Origin of the sequence: Streptomyces sp. NPDC005799, from assembly GCF_040630525.1 — a bacterium.
Classification (GTDB): Bacteria; Actinomycetota; Actinomycetes; order Streptomycetales; family Streptomycetaceae; genus Streptomyces; species Streptomyces griseorubiginosus_B.
In genome coordinates, this window is sequence record NZ_JBEXXQ010000074.1 from 1 (window position 1) to 15,805 (window position 15,805).

A 15,805-nucleotide genomic window follows, 5' to 3' on the forward strand; every position below is an offset into this window, starting at 1 on the left:
CACGTTCTTCGAACCTCAAGCCGTCCCCCAAGCCGCCTGAAACATCACCAATCAACCGCCCCGCCCCTTGACGAAAGAGATAGGGGCACCCCCCCCGCCCGGCGACAGCCGCACATGAACACAGCATCGGCGAGCCGACGGCGAAGACCATCTGCTGCGCGCCATCGGCAAGTTGGACGTCGACGACCATACGGCCGCCGTCACCAGCGCCATGCGGCACGGGCTCCTCGAGCAGTGGGACGCGGGTGCTCAGATGCCGTCGACGCGGTCGAGGAGGGCGCGGGCCTCGGTGGTGCGGTAGTGGCCGGGGCCGAAGGCGGTCACGCAGGCGTCGTGGGCGGCCTGGGCACGGGGGCGCGCCTCGGCGTCACGGCCCAGCCCCAGCAGGGCGGTCGCCAGCGCCACGTCGACGGCACCGGCCTCCTGGCGGCGCTGGTCCTCGGACAGGCTGCGGCTCAGCTGCTCGGTGCTCTCCGCCTCCCGAAGGGCTTCCTCGTGGCGGCCCTGGCTGTTGAGGCTGCGGGCCAGGCCCAGGCGCAGCCCGACCGTGACCCGGTCCGGCGTGTGATGGTCCGCGAGAGCCTCGCGGGCGAGCGCCTCGGCCTCGGTGTGGCGGTCCTGCGCGTTGACGGCGTAGATCTGTCCGATGCGGGCCGCCGCCGCGATGAGCGCCGACTCCGGCCCCGTACCGCGCGCCGCGGTCCGGGCGACGGCCGCGCACTCCGCCTCGCACTCCGCGTGCCGGCCGAGCGCGATCAGCGTCTGGGCGCGGTTCGAGCGCAGCATCAGGGTCTGCGGATGTTCGGCACCGAGCCCCTTGCCGAACGTCGGCAGGAGGGCGTCGTACTCGGCGAGAGCCTCGGCATGACGGCCCTGGGCTCCCGCCGACCGCGCCGCGACGCTCAGCGCGAGCGGCGCGTACCGGGAGTCGTTCGCGGCCAGGGCACGGGCCTCGGCCTCCGCCTCGGCGTAACGCCCCGCCTGGAACAGGGCGGTGGGCCCGGCCAAGGGGGAACTCGTCGTCTGCGGGCCGTCGTTGCCGCCGCGCGACCGGAAGAGCTTCATGCCCGGGAGCGTACGCAGGTCGCGCACGCTCGTTCGCGAACATCAAGAAGCGTTTACCTGGACGACCCCAACTGCCGCCTGACGGCGGCGAGTTGGGGGAACGCCAAGGGTGCTGTCCTAGCCGAGCCGTGACTCCAGTTCCGCCACGATCTCGTTGACGCCGATCGCCGTCTGCTCGCCCGACTCCATGTCCTTGAGCTGGACGACACCCTCGGCGAGGTCGCGCTCGCCGGCGACGATCGTGTAGCGGGCGCCACTGCGGTTGGCGTTCTTCATCGCGCCCTTGAGCCCCTTGGCGCCGTAGGAGAAGTCGGCCGCGATGCCGAGCTTGCGCAGCTCGGTGACCTTGGCGAACAGGATCCGGCGGGCCTCCTCCCCCAGCGGCACCGCGAACACGCTGGTGGTGGAGGGGAGTTCGAGCTCGACGCCCTCGGCCTCCAGCGCCAGGACCGTGCGGTCGACGCCGAGGGCCCAACCCACGGACGGCAGCGCGGGGCCGCCGATCATCTCCGACAGTCCGTCGTAACGGCCGCCGCCGCCCACCGCGGACTGCGAGCCCAGACCGTCGTGGACGAACTCGAAGGTCGTACGGGTGTAGTAGTCCAGCCCGCGGACCAGCTTCGGATCGTCCTCGAAGGCCACGCCCGCGGCGGTGATCAGTTCGCGGACCTCCTCGTGGTACGCCTTGCAGGCGTCGCAGAGGTAGTCGCGCAGGAGCGGGGCGTCACCCAGCTGCTTCTGGACCGACTCACGCTTGTCGTCCAGGACACGCAGCGGGTTGATCTCGGCGCGGCGCAGGGTGTCCTCGTCGAGGTCCAGCCCGCGCAGGAAGTCCTGCAGCGCGGCCCGGTACACCGGCCGGCACTCCTTGTCGCCCAGGCTGTTGAGCAGGATCCGGAAGTCGCTGAGTCCCAGCGAGCGGTACGCCTGGTCCGCCAGGATGATCAGCTCGGCGTCCAGCGCCGGGTCCTCCGCGCCGATCGCCTCGGCCCCGACCTGGGAGAAGTGCCGGTAGCGTCCCTTCTGGGGGCGCTCGTAGCGGTAGTACGAGCCGGAGTACCAGAGCTTGACCGGCAGATTGCCCAGCTTGTGCAGGTTGGCCTCAAGCGCCGCCCGCAGCACGGACGCCGTTCCCTCGGGACGCAGCGCCAGCTTGTCGCCGCCCTTGGTCTCGAAGGCGTACATCTCCTTGGTCACGATGTCGGTCGACTCACCGACACCGCGCGCGAAGAGCTCAACGCTCTCGAAGCCGGGCGTCTCGATGTAGCCGTAGCCGGAGTTGCGCAGGGGCGCTGCGATCGCCTCGCGGACCGCCAGGTACTTGGCGCTGTCGGGCGGGATCAGGTCGTACGTGCCCTTGGGGGCCTGAAAGGTGCTCACGGAAGTCTCTCGTCACATTCCTCGTCGGGGAGCGTCGACATCCGCTCCCGGGCCGGCGGCCACCTGCCGCAGATAGGGGTTGGTGGCACGCTCCTGGCCGATGGTCGTCTGGGGGCCGTGGCCGGACAGCACCACGGTCGAGTCGTCGAGCGGCAGGCACACACGGGCCAGCGAGTCGAGCATCTCGGCCAGGTCACCGCCGGGCAGGTCGGTGCGTCCGATGGAGCCGGCGAAGAGCAGATCCCCGGAGAAGAACACGGAAGGGATGTCCGTGGTCTCGGGCATCTGGAAGGTCACCGACCCCTTGGTATGGCCGGGCGCGTGCGCGACGGAGAACTCCAGACCCCCGAGCGCCAGCTTCGCGCCGTCGGTCAGCTCCCTGACGTCGTCCGGCTCCCCCACGGTCAGCTCGCCCATCAGCGGCATCCCGATGGAACGGCCGAGCGCTTTCTCCGGGTCCGCCATCATGTAGCGGTCCTCGGGGTGGATCCACGCGGGGACGTCGTGCGCGCCGCACACCGGGACGACCGAGGCCACATGGTCGATGTGGCCATGGGTGAGGACGACGGCGACGGGCTTGAGCCGATGCTTCTTCAGCGCTTCCTCGACGCCTTGGGCGGCCTGGTGGCCGGGGTCGATGATCACGCACTCCTCACCGACGGCCGGGGCGACGAGATAACAGTTCGTCCCCCAGGCCCCGGCGGGGAACCCGGCAATGAGCACGATCGTCCTTCGTGGTGTCGATTACGGGCGGCTACAGCTGCTGTCAACGAATGGCTACAGCTGTCGTCAGAGCCTACCGGCGCTGCCGAATCCTCAGCGAACCCATATACGGTACGGGGCACACGCAGGCGCTCGGCTCACCAGACGCACGCGTCCCAGTCGGCGTACGAGACGCATGAGGAGAAAACCCCGTGGTCACCCAGGAACAGCGGAAGCGGCAGCTCGCGCGGGAGAAGTTCTTGCGGCAGCAGCAGCGGCGCACGGAGGCGCGGCGCAAGGCGCGCATGCGCAACTCGGTGATCGCGTCGGTGCTCGGCGTGATCCTGATAGGCAGCGTCGCGATCTACACGACCGGGGTCCTGAAGGACGGCAAGAAGGCGAACGCCAGCTCGGAGACCACCCCGAGCGCGGCTCCGAGCAGCAAGGCCCCGGACCCGTGCGCGAAGCCGGCCGAGGGCTCGGTGAAGAAGCTGAGCTGGAAGAAGGAGCCGGCGATGACCATCGCCACGTCGGCGAAGTACACGATGAAGCTCGCCACGACGTGCGGTGACATCGACATCGCGCTGAAGACGTCGGCGGCCCCGCACACCGTGAACTCGTTCGACTTCCTGGCGTCGAAGGGCTTCTTCGACCACACCAAGTGCCACCGGCTCACCACCAACGGCATCTACGTGCTGCAGTGCGGCGACCCGACGGGCAGCGGCAGCGGCGGTCCCGGCTACACGATCCCGGACGAGAACCTCAAGGACAAAAGCCTGAAGGGCGGGGTCTACCCCGCGGGCACGGTCGCGATGGCGAACACCGGCCAGAAGCACACCGGCGGCAGCCAGTTCTTCCTCGTCTACCAGGACAGTCAGCTTCCCCCGAGCTACACGCCTTTCGGTACGATTTCAGCCTCGGGCCTGAAGATTCTGAAGAAGATCGCGGCGGCCGGCGAGAGCACGGGCCAGGGCGACGGGGCGCCCAACGCGACCGTCGTGATCAACAAGGCAACGGTCACCAAATCCTGATCGCGTCGGGACCGAATCCCGACCCCGAGGTGCGAAATTTCGGTCGCGCGGGATGCGGACAGGCAACCCGCCGGTCGCCTATGTTGGCCGTGACGAAACTGTGGACGATGCCCGGGGGTACTGAAGCCCTCCGCAGGCATCATGTGGAGGAGGCGCTGTGAGCAGCGACCCGTGGGGCCGCGTCGACGAGACGGGGACCGTGTACGTGCGTACGGCCGACGGCGAGCAGGTCGTCGGTTCCTGGCAGGCAGGCTCCCCCGAGGAGGCGCTGGCCTATTTCGAGCGCAAGTACGAGGGCCTGGTTGTGGAGATCGGCCTCCTCGAGAAGCGAGTGAAGACGACCGACCTGTCCGCGAAGGACGCGCAGACGGCGATCGACCACATCCGTGAGCAAGTCGACGCGCATCACGCGGTCGGCGACCTGGACGCCCTGCGGCAACGGCTGGACAAGCTGGTCGAGACGGTCGACGCGCGGCGCGAGGAGCGCAAGCAGCAGCGGGCCAAGCAGTCGGACGAGGCTCGGCACGCCAAGGAGGCGCTGGTCAGCGAGGCGGAGCAGCTGGCGCAGTCCGACCAGTGGCGGGCGGCGGGTGAGCGGCTGCGGGCGCTGGTGGACACCTGGAAGGGTCTGCCGCGGCTGGACCGCAAGTCGGACGACGAGCTGTGGCACCGGTTCTCGCACGCCCGCTCGGCTTTCTCCAAGCGCCGCAAGGCCCACTTCGCGTCGCTGGACGCGCAGCGCGAGGAGGCCCGCAAGGCCAAGGAGCGGCTGGTCTCCGAGGCCGAGGCGCTGTCCGGTTCGACGGACTGGGGTCCGACGGCCGCGCGCTACCGCGAGCTGATGACGGAGTGGAAGGCCGCGGGCCGCGCCCAGCGCGAGCACGAGGACGACCTGTGGAACCGCTTCCGCGGCGCCCAGGACGTGTTCTTCGCCGCCCGCAGCTCGGTCTTCGCGGAGCGGGACGCCGAGCAGTCCGAGAACCTGAAGCTCAAGGAGGAGCTGGCCGAGGAGGCCGAGAAGATCCTCCCGGTGACCGATCTGAAGGCCGCCCGGGCCGCCTTCCGCTCGGTCAACGAGCGCTGGGAGGCCATCGGCCACGTCCCGCGCGACGCGCGCCCCAAGGTCGAGGGCCGGATGCACGCCGTGGAGCGGGCCATCCAGGAGGCCGAGGAGGCCGAGTGGCGCCGCACCAACCCGGAGGCACGCGCGCGTGCCGAGGGGCTGACCGGCCAGCTCCAGGCCGCCGTGGACAAGCTCAAGGGCCAGATCGAGCAGGCGCGTGCCCAGGGCAACACCGCCAAGGCCGACAAGCTCCAGCGTGAGCTGGAGGGCCGCCAGGCCCTGCTGGACCAGGCCCTGAAGGGTCTGCAGGAGTTCGGCGGCTGATCCCGCCTCCCAAGCTGAAAAGGAGGGCCCCGCACCGGCCGGTGCGGGGCCCTCCTCGTCGTCTGCTTCGTTCTGCTTCGTCGTCCGCCCTACGACCTGCGGGCCGAGGTCACCCGGTACACGTCATAGACGCCCTCGACGCCCCGTACGGCCTTCAGGACGTGTCCCAGGTGCTTCGGGTCGCCCATCTCGAAGGTGAAGCGGGAGGTGGCGACGCGGTCGCGGGAGGTCTGGACGGCCGCGGAGAGGATGTTGACGTGCTGGTCGGACAGGACACGGGTGACGTCCGACAGCAGCCGGGAGCGGTCCAGCGCCTCGACCTGGATGGCGACCAGGAAGACCGAGGACTGGGTGGGCGCCCACTCGACGTCGAGGATGCGCTCCGGCTCCCGGGACAGTGACTCCACGTTCACACAGTCGCTCCGGTGAACCGATACGCCACTACCCCGGGTGACGAAGCCGATGATCGGGTCGCCGGGGACGGGCGTACAACAGCGGGCCAGCTTGACCCACACGTCCTCTACGCCCTTGACGATGACGCCCGGGTCCGCGCTGGAGCGCCGCTTGCGGCGACTGCGGGTCGGCGGGACCGACTCGTCGATCTCCTCGGTGGCCGCCTCCTCGCCGCCGAGCGCGGAGACCAGTTTCTGCACGACATTCTGCGCGGAGACATGGCCCTCGCCGATCGCCGCGTACAGCGCGGAGATGTCCGGGTAGCGCATCTCGTGTGCGAGGGTGACCAGCGAGTCGCCGGTGAGGATGCGCTGGATCGGCAGGTTCTGCTTGCGCATCGCGCGGACGATGGCGTCCTTGCCCTGCTCGATGGCCTCGTCGCGGCGCTCCTTGGAGAACCAGGCTCTGATCTTGTTGCGGGCGCGCGGCGACTTGACGAAGCCGAGCCAGTCCCGGGACGGTCCGGCGCCGGCCGCCTTGGAGGTGAAGACCTCCACCAGGTCACCGTTGTCGAGGGTCGACTCCAGCGGTACGAGCCTGCCGTTGACCCGCGCTCCTATCGTCCGGTGGCCCACCTCCGTGTGGACCGCGTAGGCGAAGTCCACCGGGGTGGCACCCGCCGGGAGCGCTATGACGTCACCCTTGGGGGTGAAGACGAAGACCTCGTTGCGGGACAGGTCGAAGCGCAGGGACTCCAGGAACTCGCCCGGGTCCTCGGTCTCCTTCTGCCAGTCGAGCAGCTGGCGCAGCCACGCCATGTCGTTGAGGTGGTCGTCCTTCTTGCCGGCCCTGGGCACGTCGGTACGCACCTTGGAGGCGCCGGCGACGGCCTCCTGCTTGTACTTCCAGTGCGCGGCGATGCCGTACTCGGCGCGGCGGTGCATGTCGAAGGTGCGGATCTGCAGCTCGACCGGCTTGCCGTTGGGGCCGATGACCGTCGTGTGCAGCGACTGGTACATGTTGAACTTGGGCATCGCGATGTAGTCCTTGAACCGGCCGGGGACCGGGTTCCATCGCGCGTGCACGGTGCCGAGGGCGGCATAGCAGTCGCGGACCGTGTCGACGAGGACGCGGATGCCCACCAGGTCGTAGATCTCCGCGAAGTCGCGGCCTCGTACGATCATCTTCTGGTAGACGCTGTAGTAGTGCTTCGGGCGGCCGGTGACGGTCGCCTTGATGCGGGCCGCGCGCAGGTCCTGCTGCACCTCGTCGGTCACTATGGCCAGGTACTCGTCACGCTTCGGTGCCCGCTCGGCCACCAGCCGTACGATCTCGTCGTACATCTTGGGGTAGAGGATCGCGAAGGCGAGGTCCTCCAGCTCCCACTTGATGGTGTTCATGCCGAGACGGTGGGCGAGCGGCGCGTAGATCTCGAGGGTCTCGCGCGCCTTCTTCTCCTGCTTCTCGCGCTTGAGGTAGCGCATGGTGCGCATGTTGTGCAGCCGGTCGGCGAGCTTGATGACCAGGACGCGGGGGTCCTTGGCCATGGCCACGACCATCTTGCGCACGGTCTCGGCCTGCGCGGCCTCGCCGAACTTGACCTTGTCCAGCTTGGTGACGCCGTCGACGAGCAGGGCGACCGAGTCGCCGAAGTCGCGGCGCAGCTGGTCGAGGCCGTACTCGGTGTCCTCGACGGTGTCGTGCAGCAGGCCCGCCATCAGGGTGGCCGGATCCATGCCCAGCTCGGCGAGGATCGTGGTCACCGCGAGGGGGTGCGTGATGTACGGGTCGCCGCTCTTGCGCTTCTGGCCGCGGTGCCAGCGCTCGGCGACCTGGTAGGCGTTCTCGATCTGGCGGAGGGTGGCCGTCTCGATCTTCGGGTCGTTGCTGCGCACTATCCGCAGCAGCGGCTCCAGGACCGGGTTGTACGGGTTGGAGCGCTGGACGCCGAGGCGGGCGAGGCGGGCACGGACGCGGTTGGAGGAACCGGAGCGGGCGGGCTGGCCGGTGTTGGGACGGACCGCGGGCGCCTGGGCGTGCTCGGGCGGGGCCGGCTTGGGGCGCGACTCATCGGCCGACTTGTCGACAGGGGCCGACTGGGCGTGCTCGACCGGCCCGGCGCTGTCGTTCGTCGGGTGCGATGCGCTCGGCGCGGGCTTGGCCGCGGCTGCCGAGGCGGACTCGGGCTTGGCGGCGGTCAGGTGCTGGGCCTCGTCTGGCAAGAGGACTCCTCGTGCGCGATCCGGGTCCCCCGGTCAGGCTCCGGAGGACCCATGGTAGCGATCCTGGGCCCCGGCATCGCCTGCAGGACGATGTGAGACCCGTCCACCCGAGAAACGCAAGGGGCGGTCCCCGGATTCCTCCGGGGACCGCCCCTTGCGAGGCGTCGCGCCCCAAGGCACCGAGACGTGCCGTGGCAGCCCGGTCAGACGACGAGCAGCGCCTCCAGGGGAGCGCCTTCCAGAGCTGGTTCCAGGCGGGAGCGGCCGTTGAGGAAGGCCAGTTCCATCAGAACCGCGAGGCCCGCCACCTCCGCGCCCGTCCTGCGGATCAGCTGGATCGAGGCCTCCGCCGTGCCGCCCGTGGCGAGGACGTCGTCGACGATGAGGATCCGGTCCCCGGCCGACAGGTCCTCCGCGTGGACCTCGATCTCCGCCGAGCCGTACTCCAGATCGTACGCCTGGCTGAGGGTCGCTCCGGGGAGCTTGCCCGCCTTGCGTACGGGGATGAAGCCGAGGCCGGCACGGACGGCCACCGGGGCACCCAGGATGAAGCCGCGCGCCTCGAGACCGACGACCTTCGTGGCGCCGGTGTTCGCGGCGATACCGGCCAGCGCGTCGGTCAGAACCGTGAACGCCGCCGCGTCCGCCAGGAGCGGGGTGATGTCCTTGAACAGCACGCCCGGCTCCGGGTAGTCCGCGACGTCACGGATGCGGCTGAGCAACAGCTCCTCGACGTCAGTCATCGGCGCTTCCCCGAGGGTCGGCCGCGGCCCCGGTTGCGGGACGCGGGCTGGTTGCGCGGCCCGACGACCGCGGGAGCGGCGTCCTCGGGCTCGTCGCCGTAGGTGTCCGCGGTCTCGGGCCGGGCCTGCGCGCCCTCCGCGGCGGCCTGGGCCCGCTTGGCGAGGACGCGCTTGCGCAGGGCCTTCATCTGCGGCTCGCGCTCCTTGAGGTCGGCGACGAGCGGCGTGGCGATGAAGATCGAGGAGTACGCGCCGGCTGCGAGGCCGACGAACAGCGACAGCGAGATGTCGTTGAGCGTACCGGCGCCGAGGAAACCGCCACCGATGAACAGCAGGGCCGCGACCGGCAACAGCGCCACCGCCGTGGTGTTGATGGAGCGCATCAACGTGCCGTTGATCGAGCGGTTGGCGACGTCGCTGTAGGTCCAGCGGGTCTGCTTGGTGATGTCCTTCGTCTGCTCCTTGAGGCTGTCGAAGACGACGACCGTGTCGTAGAGCGAGTAACCGAGGATCGTCAGCAGACCGATCACCGTGCCCGGCGTGACCTCGAATCCGACCAGGGCGTAGATACCGGTCGTGATCGTGATGTCGTGGATCAGGGCGACGAGCGCCGCCAGGGCCATCCGCCACTCGAACGCGATGGCCAGGTAGATCACGACCAGAACCATGAAGATCGCCAGACCCTGCCAGGCCTTGTCGGCGATCTGCTGGCCCCAGCTGGGGCCGACCAGGTCGGCGGCGATCTTCTCGGTGCCGACGTTCAGGTCCTTGGCCAGCGTGTCCTTGATCTGGTCGGACTTGTTGGTGTCGATGCCGGCGATCTGGATGCGCAGGGTTCCGTCACCGAGCTTCTGTACGACCGCGGGGTGCCCGGAGGCGTCCTGGGCGTAGGACTCGGCCTGGGTGACCGAGACGTTGGTGTGCTTCGGGGTGGTGAAGACGGCGCCGCCCTGGAACTCGATGCCCATGTTCAGGCCCCGCACCGTCAGGCCGAGGATGGCCGTGATGGTGATCAGGATCGAGACGCCGTACCAGATCTTGCGGTTGCCGACGAAGTCGTAGCCGACCTCGCCGCGGTGGAGTCGGGCGCCGAGGCTGCCGAGTTTCGACATCTCAGGCCTCCTTCGGGTCGACGGGGCCGGCGGGACGGGTACGGCGGGTGCTGCGCAGTGGCGGCTTGGCGCCCAGCGCCTTGGGGTCGAGGCCGGACCACTTATGGCCGTTCGCGAAGAACTTCCGGCGGGCGAGGAGCGTCATGACCGGCTTGGTGAACAGGAAGACGACGACCACGTCGAGCACGGTGGTCAGACCGAGGGTGAACGCGAAGCCCTGGACCTTGCCGACGGTGACGATGAACAGCACCGCGGCGGCGAGGAACGACACGAAGTCGGAGACCAGGATGGTGCGTCGGGCGCGCGGCCAGGCCCGCTCGACGGCGGGGCGCAGCGAGCGGCCCTCGCGGATCTCGTCCCGGATGCGTTCGAAGAACACGATGAACGAGTCCGCGGTGATACCGATCGCGACGATCGCGCCGCAGACGGCGGGGAGGTTGAGCGCGAAACCGATGGTCGGGCCGAGCAGCGCCATGATCACGTAGGTGAGGATCGCGGAGACCATCAGCGAGGGGATCGCGATGACCGACAGGCCGCGGTAGAAGACCAGCAGGTAGATCACGACCAGCGCGAGGCCGATCGCACCGGCGAGGAGACCGGCGTGCAGCTGCTCGCCGCCCAGGGCCGCGGTCACCGTGGTGACGCTGTCCTCCTTGAAGGTCAGCGGCAGGGCGCCGTACGACAGCATGTTGGCGAGGCTCTGCGCCTCCTCCTGGGTGAAGCTACCGGTGATCTCCGCGTTGCCGCCGGTCAGTGCCTCCGAGACGCGCGGGTCGGAGACGACGTTACCGTCGAGGACGATCGCGAACTGGTTCTGCGGCTGCTGGTTCTTGGCCAGCTGACCGGTGATGTCGCCGAACTTCTTGGCGCCCTTGGAGGTGAACTCCATGGTGACGGTCCAGCCGGCGGCGGACTGGGTGTTGAAGACGGCCGAGGCCTTCTTGACGTCCGTGCCGTCGACCGCGGCCGGGCCAAGGACGTACTTCTGCCACTGGCCGCCGGAGTTCTTGCCGCAGGCGACGGTGGGGTCGGTGGCCTTGGCACCCTGGCCGGCGGTTGCCCGGACCGACTTCTTGGTGCAGTCGAGGGCGGCGTACTGGGCCTGCAGCTTGGCCGCGGCAGCACTTGCGGCGGAGGAGCCGCTCGCCGACGGGGAGGGGCTGGAGGAGGCCTTCGCGCTGGAGGAAGCTGTGGCGCTGGGAGTCGAGTCGGCCTTCAGCGCGTCGGTCACCGCGCGGCCCTGCGAAGTAGCGGTGGCCGAGGGCGTCGCGGAGGACGACGACTTACCCGTGGCCTTCTGCGAGGCCTTGTCCGTCGGCTTGCCCGAGGCGCTGCCGGAGGCGTTGGGCGTGGGGCTGGTTGTCGCGGAGCCGCCGGAGATCTCGGTGGCGAGGACCGGACGGAAGTACAGCTTGGCGGTGGTGCCGACCTGCTGACGCGCTTCCTTGGAGTTCGTGCCCTTGGGGATGTTGACGATGATGTTTCGATCGCCCTGGGTCTGAACCTCGGCCTCCGAGACACCAAGACCATTGACACGGCGGTTCATGATGTCGACCGCGGTGTCCATGTTGGCCTTGTTGATCGCGGATTCCTGGCCCTTCTCCGGGACCGCCCGGAGCGTGATGCTCGTACCACCGGCCAGGTCGATGCCGAGACGCGGAGTGGTGTGCCCGGAGGCGAACATCCCTCCGGTGAGCGCCACGATGGCGATCAGGATGAGGGCCAGCGAGCGCCCTGGCTTGCTCTGGGCGCTCGCGCTCCGGCCCTTTTTAGGTGCTGCCACCTTCTCGTACTCCCTCTCGGGCCGCCCCGCGCCCGGTCGGCGTGGTGGCGGCCATGACATGGTGTCGGGATCCCCGTGTGCGAGACGCACACGTCCCGGGGCGCGGGAGGTCTGCCACACGCCCTCTGGACGTGGCTACTTCGACTCGGAGTCGCCGTCGGTCTTCTTCGGCTCCTCGTCCGGCTTCGCCTCGGCGGCGACGGGCTCGTCGGCCGGTTCCTCGGGCGCGTCCTTCTTGCCGAGGTCGACGGACTTGTCGTCGGAGGCGGCGGCAGCTTCGTCGGCGGAGTCGTCGGTCTCGGTGAGGGAGGAGGCGTCGTCCGGGACGACGTCGGAGTCGGACTTGAGGTCGTGCTCGATGCCGTGCACGATGCGGTTGTACTCGTCGTCGCTGAGCACGGAACCGATGGCGTTCTTCGCGAAGAGGAGCTCGACACCGGGACCGGCGTCGAGGAGGACCGTGTCCTCGTTGACCTCCTTGACCGTCGCGTACATCCCCCCGATCGTGCGGACGCCGCTGCCGGGCTGCATCTCGTTGCGCATGTTCGCGGCCTGCTGCTGCTTGCGCTTGGCCGAGCGGGTCATGAGGAACATGGCCCCGATGAGCACGATGAACGGGAGGAGCATGGTGATATTCACGGGACGGAATTTCCTTCGCACGACCGCGGCGGACGGCGGCCTGATGGATGGGGGTATGTATACCGCCGACAAAGGCGGCATCGGCGGAGTCTAAGCGAGTCCGCGCGCATGGAACAACGCTCAGCATGGCACCTGGGTTCCTGACCCGGCCAATGCCCGCGCCGTCACAATGGCATCACGTCCCGAACAGGTCTTGTTGTCCGTTTCCCGCAGTAGCCGAGCGCGGTGGCGTGAGGCCGAGATGCGCCCACGCGGCGGGCGTGGCGACCCGGCCGCGGGGGGTGCGGGCGAGCAGTCCCTCCCGTACGAGGAAGGGCTCGGCCACTTCCTCCACGGTCTCGCGCTCCTCCCCCACCGCGACGGCGAGGGTCGACAGGCCGACCGGGCCGCCGCCGAAAAGCTTGAGCAGAGCCTCCAGCACACCGCGGTCGAGGCGGTCGAGGCCGCGGGCGTCGACCTCGTAAACCGCGAGGGCCGCGGCCGCGATGTCCCGGGTGATGATCCCGTCGGCCTTGACCTGGGCGTAGTCGCGCACCCGGCGCAGCAGGCGGTTGGCGATACGGGGTGTGCCGCGGGAACGGCCGGCGATCTCGGCGGCGCCGTCGGCCTGGATCTCCACGTCGAGGAGGTTCGCCGAGCGGTGGATGACGCGCTCCAGCTCGGTGGGCTCGTAGAACTCCATGTGCGCGGTGAAGCCGAAGCGGTCGCGCAGCGGGGGCGGCAGCAGGCCCGCGCGCGTGGTGGCGCCGACCAGGGTGAAGGGGGGCAGGTCGAGGGGGATGGCGGTGGCGCCGGGGCCCTTGCCGACGATGACGTCGACACGGAAGTCCTCCATCGCCATGTACAGCATCTCCTCGGCGGGCCGGGACATCCGGTGGATCTCGTCGAGGAAGAGGACCTCGCCCTCCTGGAGGGAGGACAGGATCGCGGCCAGGTCGCCGGCGTGCTGGATGGCGGGGCCGGAGGTGATGCGGATCGGGGCGCCCATCTCGGCCGCGATGATCATCGAGAGGGTGGTCTTGCCGAGGCCGGGGGCGCCGGAGAGCAGCACGTGGTCGGCGGTGGCGCCGCGCGCGCGGGCGGCGCGCAGGACCAGGTCGAGCTGTTCACGGACCTTCTCCTGGCCGATGAACTCGCCCAGGTCCTTGGGGCGCAGGGCGGCCTCGACGGCCTGGTCCTCACGGTCGGCGACAGAACCGACCAGCCGCTCGGGGGCGGGGGGGTCGGTCGGGTCGTCCCAGTTCACGAGGTCTCCTAGCAGGGGTGGCGCAGATGGGTCAGCGGGCGCGGTTGAGGGTCTGCAGGGCGGCCTTCAGCAGCTGGCCGACCTGCGGGCTGCCGCCGGCCGCCTCCGCCTGCGGGGTCACGGCGGCCACCGCCTCGTCGGCCTCCCGGGTGGCGTACCCGAGGCCGATGAGGGCGGCGTGCAGCTGGTCGCGCCAGCCCTGGCTGACAGGAGCGCCGATCGCGGGGGCGCCGAGGGGCTCGCCGAGCCGGTCCTTGAGCTCCAGCAGCAGCTTCTGGGCGCCCTTCCTGCCGATGCCGGGGACGGCGATCAGTGCCTTCTCGTCCCCGGTGGCGACCGCCCTGCGCAGGGCGTCCGGGCTGTGCACCGCCAGCATCGCCTGGGCCAGGCGCGGGCCGACTCCGCTCGCCGTCTGCAGCAGCTCGAAGACCTGACGCTCGTCGTCGTCCACGAAGCCGTACAGGGTGAGCGAGTCCTCCCGTACGACCAGCGAGGTGGCGAGCTTGGTCTGCTGGCCCATGCGCAGTCCGGACAGGGTGTTGGGCGTGCACTGAACGGCGATGCCGATCCCGCCGACCTCCACCACCGCGGAGTCGGGGGCGAGGGCGGCGACCGGGCCGCTGACGAAGGCGATCATGCGGGGCGGCCTTTCGTTGCTTTGGCTGCGTGCAGGGCGACGGCCTGCTGGAGGCGGTTCTGGGCGGGGGCGCGCCAGATGTGGCAGATGGCGAGCGCGAGGGCGTCCGCCGCGTCGGCCGGTTTCGGGGGCGCGTCGAGCCGGAGCAGCCGCGTCACCATGGCGCCGACCTGGGCCTTGTCGGCGCGTCCGGTGCCGGTGACGGCGGCCTTGACCTCGCTCGGCGTGTGCAGGGCGACGGGGATGCCACGGCGGGCGGCGCAGAGCATGGCGACGGCGCTGGCCTGGGCGGTGCCCATGACGGTGCGGACGTTGTGCTGGCTGAACACCCGCTCCACGGCGACGCATTCGGGCCGGTGTTCGTCCAGCCAGGCCTCGATGCCCTGCTCGATCGCGACGAGACGGTGCCCCAGCTCGGCGTCCACGGGCGTGCGGACGACACCGACGCCGACCATGGTGAGCGGCCGCCCCGGGACCCCTTCGACGACGCCGACACCGCACCGGGTCAGCCCGGGGTCCACCCCCAGTACGCGCACCGCGCCCTCCCCTCGATCCCTTTCGATCGCCTGTTTGTGCAGGCTATCGGGTGCCACCGACAACGGCCGACATGGCGACGGGCCGACGGGGCGTGTCCCGTCGGCCCGTTGAGCCGTTGCGTCCGCTCAGCTCGCGGCGGCGTTACGCGTCGACCTTCTCCATGACCTCGTCGCTGACGTCGAAGTTGGCGAAGACGTTCTGCACGTCGTCGCTGTCCTCGAGCGCGTCGATCAGCTTGAAGATCTTCTTGGCGCCCTCCTCGTCCAGCTCGACCTGCATGGTCGGGACGAAGTTGGCCTCGGCGGAGTCGTAGTCGATCCCGGCGTCCTGGAGGGCGGTGCGGACCGCGACCAGGTCGGTGGCCTCGCTGAGCACCTCGAAGGACTCGCCCAGGTCGTTGACCTCCTCGGCGCCCGCGTCCAGCACGGCGGCGAGGACGTCGTCCTCGGTCAGCTCGCCCTTGGGGACGATCACGACGCCCTTGCGGTTGAACAGGTACGACACCGAGCCCGGGTCGGCCATGGAGCCGCCGTTGCGGGTCATGGCGACGCGGACGTCGGAGGCGGCGCGGTTGCGGTTGTCGGTGAGGCACTCGATGAGGACCGCGACGCCGTTCGGGCCGTAGCCCTCGTACATGATCGTCTCGTAGTCGGCGCCACCGGCCTCGAGGCCGCCGCCGCGCTTGATCGCCGAGTCGATGTTCTTGTTCGGGACCGACTGCTTCTTGGCCTTCTGGACGGCGTCGTACAGGGTCGGGTTGCCCTCGAGATCGACACCACCCATCCGCGCCGCGACCTCGATGTTCTTGATCAGCTTCGCGAAGAGCTTGCCGCGCTTGGCGTCGATCACGGCCTTCTTGTGCTTCGTCGTGGCCCATTTAGAGTGGCCGGACATCTGCCTGTCTCCTTCGCGTAACCCATCTCTGCAA

15 protein-coding genes and 1 pseudogene are annotated in these 15,805 nt (G+C 69.7%); 3 read left to right on the forward strand and 13 right to left on the reverse strand.

Annotation, left to right across the window (positions count from 1 at the left end):
* Window positions 1-190, reverse strand: a 190-nt coding sequence (locus tag ABZ453_RS44765) for a hypothetical protein (RefSeq protein ID WP_359024848.1), incomplete at its 3' end; no start/stop codon positions are given.
* Here ABZ453_RS44765 and ABZ453_RS44770 point away from each other — a divergent pair.
* Window positions 149-232 (forward strand): annotated as a pseudogene (locus ABZ453_RS44770) (DNA-binding response regulator); the annotation flags it as partial. The gene ABZ453_RS44765 and the pseudogene ABZ453_RS44770 overlap by 42 nt on opposite strands.
* Before the next feature lie 17 nt (window positions 233-249).
* Here ABZ453_RS44770 and ABZ453_RS44775 read toward each other — a convergent pair.
* From ABZ453_RS44775 to ABZ453_RS44785, 3 genes are all read right to left on the reverse strand, one after another.
* Window positions 250-1,065 (reverse strand): tetratricopeptide repeat protein, encoded by an 816-nt coding sequence (locus tag ABZ453_RS44775; protein ID WP_359024850.1) that lies wholly within the window; start codon window positions 1,063-1,065, stop codon window positions 250-252.
* A 117-nt stretch (window positions 1,066-1,182) separates the two neighbouring features.
* On the reverse strand, window positions 1,183-2,445 hold the full coding sequence (gene hisS, locus ABZ453_RS44780) for a histidine--tRNA ligase (RefSeq protein WP_356764450.1): 1,263 nt from the start codon (window positions 2,443-2,445) through the stop codon (window positions 1,183-1,185).
* 12 nt (window positions 2,446-2,457) lie between these two features.
* A complete protein-coding gene (locus ABZ453_RS44785) occupies window positions 2,458-3,168 on the reverse strand; it encodes an MBL fold metallo-hydrolase (protein ID WP_359024852.1) in 711 nt (236 codons plus the stop codon).
* 191 nt (window positions 3,169-3,359) lie between these two features.
* Between ABZ453_RS44785 and ABZ453_RS44790 the strand changes: the two genes are divergently transcribed.
* Window positions 3,360-4,178: a peptidylprolyl isomerase gene (locus ABZ453_RS44790; RefSeq protein WP_359024854.1), complete on the forward strand. Its 819-nt coding sequence runs from the start codon at window positions 3,360-3,362 to the stop codon at window positions 4,176-4,178.
* A 157-nt stretch (window positions 4,179-4,335) separates the two neighbouring features.
* Window positions 4,336-5,565, forward strand: coding sequence for a DUF349 domain-containing protein (locus ABZ453_RS44795; RefSeq protein ID WP_359024856.1), 1,230 nt, complete (start codon window positions 4,336-4,338; stop codon window positions 5,563-5,565).
* Window positions 5,566-5,654: 89 nt separating this feature from the next.
* Here ABZ453_RS44795 and ABZ453_RS44800 read toward each other — a convergent pair whose 3' ends face one another.
* From ABZ453_RS44800 to ABZ453_RS44840, 9 genes are all read right to left on the reverse strand, one after another.
* A complete protein-coding gene (locus ABZ453_RS44800; RefSeq protein WP_359024858.1) occupies window positions 5,655-8,180 on the reverse strand; it encodes a bifunctional (p)ppGpp synthetase/guanosine-3',5'-bis(diphosphate) 3'-pyrophosphohydrolase in 2,526 nt (841 codons plus the stop codon).
* Between the two features lie 203 nt (window positions 8,181-8,383).
* Window positions 8,384-8,923 (reverse strand): adenine phosphoribosyltransferase, encoded by a 540-nt coding sequence (locus tag ABZ453_RS44805; protein WP_359024860.1) that lies wholly within the window; start codon window positions 8,921-8,923, stop codon window positions 8,384-8,386.
* Window positions 8,920-10,035 carry a protein translocase subunit SecF gene (secF, locus tag ABZ453_RS44810; RefSeq protein WP_359024862.1) on the reverse strand — a complete coding sequence of 372 codons (1,116 nt, stop codon included), beginning with the start codon at window positions 10,033-10,035 and terminating at the stop codon, window positions 8,920-8,922. Before secF ends, ABZ453_RS44805 begins: the two co-directional genes overlap by 4 nt.
* A 1-nt stretch (window position 10,036) precedes the next feature.
* Complete coding sequence (secD, locus tag ABZ453_RS44815; RefSeq protein WP_359024864.1) at window positions 10,037-11,818, reverse strand: protein translocase subunit SecD; 1,782 nt, start codon at window positions 11,816-11,818, stop codon at window positions 10,037-10,039.
* A 135-nt stretch (window positions 11,819-11,953) separates the two neighbouring features.
* Window positions 11,954-12,457: a preprotein translocase subunit YajC gene (yajC, locus tag ABZ453_RS44820; protein WP_133044888.1), complete on the reverse strand. Its 504-nt coding sequence runs from the start codon at window positions 12,455-12,457 to the stop codon at window positions 11,954-11,956.
* Between the two features lie 175 nt (window positions 12,458-12,632).
* On the reverse strand, window positions 12,633-13,703 hold the full coding sequence (ruvB, locus tag ABZ453_RS44825) for a Holliday junction branch migration DNA helicase RuvB (protein WP_359024867.1): 1,071 nt from the start codon (window positions 13,701-13,703) through the stop codon (window positions 12,633-12,635).
* 31 nt (window positions 13,704-13,734) lie between these two features.
* A complete protein-coding gene (gene ruvA / locus ABZ453_RS44830; RefSeq protein ID WP_359024869.1) occupies window positions 13,735-14,340 on the reverse strand; it encodes a Holliday junction branch migration protein RuvA in 606 nt (201 codons plus the stop codon).
* A complete protein-coding gene (gene ruvC, locus ABZ453_RS44835) occupies window positions 14,337-14,876 on the reverse strand; it encodes a crossover junction endodeoxyribonuclease RuvC (RefSeq protein ID WP_359024871.1) in 540 nt (179 codons plus the stop codon). Before ruvC ends, ruvA begins: the two co-directional genes overlap by 4 nt.
* A 142-nt stretch (window positions 14,877-15,018) precedes the next feature.
* The gene (locus ABZ453_RS44840; RefSeq protein ID WP_133044892.1) at window positions 15,019-15,771 is read right to left on the reverse strand and encodes a YebC/PmpR family DNA-binding transcriptional regulator; all 753 of its coding nucleotides are present in this window, start codon (window positions 15,769-15,771) and stop codon (window positions 15,019-15,021) included.
* Between the last annotated feature and the right edge of the window lie 34 nt (window positions 15,772-15,805).